Raw genomic sequence first — 5,434 nt, forward strand, 5'->3', positions numbered from 1 at the left:
ATATGGACGAAAACATGCTTTTTCTCCATTTATATATACTTCTGCATTATGGTAAACACCTTCAAATTCCAGGATAAAAATCTTTCCGTTTTCCTCCTCCGGTACATAAAAGCATTTTCTGTATTCATAATCTCCGCCGGTATACCAGCCAATATTTCCCGCTCCTCTGCTGTCTGCAGTACGCGGTTCCCTGATCATTGCATCATGCGGAAGAGTGACCGGATATTCTATTTCCTCTCCGTCAAGACTTTTGCATATCCAATCCTTATTAAAATTAATTTTCTTCATAATATTCCTCTCCAGGAGTAATGGCGATTTCCTTCCCTCCTAACTTCAGCACTCCCCGATCGCAGTCTGCGTATACCCGGATTCCTCTGCTGTCCCAATTAATCTCAACTATTCCGGAAAAAACAGGCAGCGTCACATGCATTTCAGAAAAAAACTCCATCCTGGGTTCCAGAGAAAATGGATTACCAGGAGTATCAGGAAGCTTCAGACCAACAAAATATTTTGCCAGGAAGTAAATCGGACTGGCCGCCCATGCATGACAAAGACTTTTTCCAAATCTGTCTCCATACATATCGTACTGCTCTTCCTGTGATATACCAGGATCAAATTCCTCCCAAAAGGTCACCGCACCTCTTTCCAGCATACCTCCCCAATACTCCTTCAAAGTCTGAAAAACCTGATCCAGTCTGCCAATACGGCACAACATATCCAGTTCAAAAAATTTAAAATACGGAGTAGTGATGGCTGGAATTTTTTCATTACAGATTACATTTCTAATGATTTTTTCCTGCTGGTCCTTGTCTGCAAACTCAAACAAAACAGCAAAAATATTACCATGACGTGTTACATGTTTTCTGCCCGACACAAAAGAATCAATATATGCTCCCTTTTCTTCATCCCAGAAAAATACAGAAACTGCCTCTTTCAAAGTCTGGTATTTCTCATAATATTTACTGCTTTCCAGCCCCAGAAGACTGCTGATATCACCCATAGCCTTCCAGCAGGCTCCATACAGCATCTGCTCAGCACAAAGAGGGCCTTCTTTGTCGAGATCTGCCCAGTCAATATAAATCCAGTCTTTTTCTCTTCCTGTAAGAAATCCATGCGCATCTGTCTGATTTTCGCAAAATTCCATTAAAGAACACATTTTAGGATAAATCTGCCTTACAAATCTTAAATCTCCATATGCCTCTAAATGTTTCTTTACACCCAGTATCCAAAGCAGCGAATAATCTACAATTGTATTGATATGAGCCGTCATAGGATCATTTCCCCGAAGAGCCATAAGTGTTCTCTGGTCAATGTCCGAATCTGCCATCAGATACTGATTTACAAAGAAACTCTGATAAGCATCTCCTGACCAGATCCATTTGTCACGCTTGACACCGTCAATAAAAAATATACCGCTGCACAGACGAAAGGTATGCTCTGATACCTGCCAGATTCTGTTCATTAAGGAATCACTGCTTTTAAATGCTGCCTTTACAGGAATATCTACGTATTGATGAACTGCATACAAATCTACATTTTCCAGCTCGCACCGGGGTATAAATGCAAATCGTACTGCACAGCAAGGACATTTTCCAGTATCAGGATCCGGATGCCAGCTATAATAACAATGATCCGGATCTAACGCTTCTTCCATTGATTCTCCACAGCAGACAGTCAGAGAGCAAAGTTCTTTTTTCGTCTGGATATGAAGCTCTGCTGTCAGCTCTGTTTCAAATTCAAACAGAACACCTCCGCCACAGGATTTTTTATTTACCGGATAAAAAATTTTTTCGCTGTACTCCCAACAGGACGGATCCTGTTCAGGGTGTGTAAAATATCTGCTGTATCCCACCTCTACAGGTGGAACAGAATAATCTTCAGCCATCCAGTCCCGATCTGAACAAATAACATCTCCTTTTATATAAATACTGGGAAAAGTTTCTATACATCCTGCATGAACAGAAATCTGTACCCTGCCTGGTCCACAGCTTATTGTTTTTCCAAACGAATACTTCTGATCTCCGGCAAGAACATAACCGATAGATCTGGAATACACACAAAATTCTGTTTCTTTTTCCAGTTCATAAGTCCTTCGAAAAACAATACGATTGCGAAATCCTTCACTTTTCCAGAATGCTGGCCATCCATAACCTCTTTCTACGCGGCTGAAATTCTGCTTCATTCCATAGTATAATTCCATATCTCCCGGGTACCATATCCAATAGCTTTTATTCATTTTGACTTTCCCCTTTTCATACAAGATAAAATTTTCTTAAAAAATAAGTAGGCGTACAGCTCCAGGCGTGGCAAAAGCTGTTTACCGCCACTGATCCATAGGGTGATTCATACTTATTATAAGGATTGTATAATTCCCAAAAAGTATCTGCACCGTCATGGATCATTTCTCCCCAGTATCTGCGCATTTCATACAGCGCTCTTTCTTTTTCATCAGATCTGATCAGCGCATCAATATAGTGATGATACATATACGGAGTAACCATTCGAATTCTCGGATTCACCTCGATCGTATGAAGAATCAGTTTTCTGTTTTTTTCTTTGTCAAATACTCGTGCAAGCACCATCCATACCTGAGTTGCCCAGGATACCTGTCTTTCTGCTCCACTGACAAAAAGCTTCTGTTCCTCATCCCAGAAATGTTCTACGGCAGATTGTTTCAAAACCTCCATTTTTTCTGTCAGCCATTGAATCGTTTTTTCATCCTTCATATATTCAGCCAGCCGGATTCCATATCTCATAGAATAAATCAGAATAGCCAGAGATGCTGCCTGTGTATTCAGTCCTTCTCCCCAGTCCACAAAGCACCAGAATTCGCCACTGTGATCAGGCACAATCCCTTCTTCATTCAGATAGGTTAATCCAATTTCAATCTGGCGGATTGCTATTGGATAAAGATCGTTCAATGTATCCTTATCTCCGGTTGCCCGATAATAATCCAACACTACTGATCCATAAAGCAGCGCATAATCAAACAAATACGTATCATCCGGTTCAATTTCCGGCTCCAGAAACAGACAGGCTGCCAGCTTTCCTTCATTAAAAGTAAGTCCTCCAAACAGGTACAGGCAGCGTTTTACCATATCTGTATTATGAAAAGTTTTGTAGTTTGCTCTTGCCTGCAGTCTCAGATCTCCCAGCCACATTCTGCGGTCACGCTTTGGCCCGTCTTCAAAAACAAGCTGCATACAGTTTTTTAAAGTACGGATACTTACCGCATCTATTTTTTTCAGAAGTTCATCTTCCGTTCTGAGCATGGAAACTTCTTTCTCACTTACAGCTGAAACTGACTCTGCTTTTACTTCATTGACCACAAGAGAAAACTTTAAAGATACTGCAAGCACTCTGATCTCCAGATAACGAAATGCATATCTTCTTGGAAGTTTCAGTTTTGTCGGAAGCACATCTATATGAAGATATTCTTCCTGAATCCAGCCTTTGCTGATCCAGCCGTTATAAGAATCGGTTTCTGCCCCCAGTTCATCCAGACGTTCTGCGAATTTCAAATAAATGTACGCCGGGGCATCCTGGTGGCTTCCAAAAGAACCAAGATCCAGCGTCACATAACCTACATGATGGTTTCCAAAGTCAAGGATCACCGATTCTCCTGCATTCAAATGTTTTTCTTTTAATTTATCCGGACTTTCTTCTTCACAGACTTCCAGTTCGGATTTTTCGTTCTCTGCTGTTTTTATAATGCGCTCCGGCAATATATCAGCTGTATGAAGTTCCGGTTTCAGTTCTTCTGCAATACGAAGAAATTTTTCATTTTTATGTACTTCAAATTCATCAAGAATACAAACAGATGCCATACTACTATCCTCCCGTTTAAATAAAAATAGCACCTGTACAAAAAGCGGAAATATATACACCGTCTTTTTGCACTGATGCTATTATAGTACTATAAAACTTACGGAGGACGCATACCACTTGCGTTAAAAAAGTGACTTTTCGCGTCTGAATATTGTTTTTTTATCTGAACTTAATATTGGGATATACTCGCTCCATATAGGGATCCGGGAACCAGTCATCCATCAGCTCTGCTATCCCGCTCTCTGCCGGAAGACCATCGTGACGCTTGGAATAACGGTCAAGAGCCAATCCGGAAAGCAGGATATTTACGCTCATAAATATTACCATGATCATGCACAGAGGTTTTCCGATACGGATCGGGATCTTCTCAATCCATTTTGCCAGAAACGGATAAATCACCTTCATCCATATAATAGCTGCAAATCCCCAGAAAAAGCAGTAAAGAAGATTGATCCTGCCGCCCAGATTAAAAGGAATCTTACTGTAATCCCAGAATACTGTGCCAAATACTATTTCTGTAAATACACTGCAGATATATTCGTAGGCTCCTCCAAGAATCGTTCCGCAGAGAAACAGTCGTCTGTCGCTTTGCTCACGATACCTGTAAAGAATCCAGGTAAGTATGGCGCAGCCCAGTCCCCACACAATACTGAAAGGTCCAAATACCACACTGCTTCGGCTCATCCATCTTCCCATGGTAAAACGGCAGAAAACAGTTTCTGTCACATCTCCAAGAAAAGCACCGATAAAAAACAATGAAACCAGCTTATAAAATCCACATCCTGCCGCAAAAACTTCTTCTTTATCTTCTTTGACCAGATTCGGATATGCTTTTATCATACGGGCCTGAAGTTTTCTGGTCATGGTATTCTCAAGGAGTTTTGAAGTGCGTCCCAGTCCTTCCACAATCTGATCCATGCGGCCTTTTTTCTTTTTCAGTCCCCAAACTGCCAGAACTGTGCCAAGGAAGTCTACGGCAAGCAGTCCAAAGAACACCCACAGAATAATCTCACCCCAAAATACAGGGATCAGTGAAATAAGCTTCAGAAACAGCGGATTCAAAAACAAAATCATGAGAACTGAACAAAGTCCCCAGATTATAGAGGTTTTCAGACATATATAACCTCCAAGATTAAAGCGTTCTTCCGAGTAATCCCACCATTTTTTGTGAAGAGCCATTTCCATCAAACGACCGGTGACATATTCCACAAAGGTATTCAGAACCATTCCTCCCAGGAACAAAAAGAAAATATTTCCCCGAAGCTCCGGAAGAAAAACAGCCACAGCCGCAGCCCCCACTCCATATACAGGACATACCGGCCCACTGACTGCACCTCTGTTTACAAAACGGTGCCTTTTTACTGCCGCCAATATTACCTCTCCGCACCATCCTGCAAATGAATAAATCATATACAGCCAGAGCAGCTGATAAAACGAATATAACATATCAATGTTCTCCTTTGAGATCCTTGTTTAGTTTAAAAAACATTGTATTTCATAAGACGAATCCTGTCAAGTTATGTCGATTTTCTTTATGCTTCTGCTATTTTCGTTTTCTGGCCTTATCTGCTATTTTTCTATTTTCACAGAAAATCATTTTACTTTC

3 protein-coding genes and 1 pseudogene are annotated in these 5,434 nt (G+C 40.9%); all 4 read right to left on the reverse strand.

The window, feature by feature from the left end:
- Positions 1 to 288, reverse strand: a pseudogene (locus tag RDS42_RS12055) (glycoside hydrolase family 2); the annotation flags it as partial.
- Complete coding sequence (locus RDS42_RS12060; protein WP_308783879.1) at positions 275 to 2,236, reverse strand: alpha-L-rhamnosidase; 1,962 nt, start codon at positions 2,234 to 2,236, stop codon at positions 275 to 277. The pseudogene RDS42_RS12055 and the gene RDS42_RS12060, both read right to left, overlap by 14 nt.
- A 16-nt stretch (positions 2,237 to 2,252) precedes the next feature.
- Positions 2,253 to 3,827 carry a sugar hydrolase gene (locus RDS42_RS12065; protein WP_308783880.1) on the reverse strand — a complete coding sequence of 525 codons (1,575 nt, stop codon included), beginning with the start codon at positions 3,825 to 3,827 and terminating at the stop codon, positions 2,253 to 2,255.
- A gap of 160 nt (positions 3,828 to 3,987) precedes the next feature.
- Positions 3,988 to 5,274, reverse strand: coding sequence for a putative ABC transporter permease (locus RDS42_RS12070; protein WP_308783881.1), 1,287 nt, complete (start codon positions 5,272 to 5,274; stop codon positions 3,988 to 3,990).
- Between the last annotated feature and the right edge of the window lie 160 nt (positions 5,275 to 5,434).

The organism is uncultured Blautia sp., assembly GCF_902497045.1.
In the GTDB taxonomy this organism is placed as follows: Bacteria; Bacillota; Clostridia; order Lachnospirales; family Lachnospiraceae; genus Blautia_A.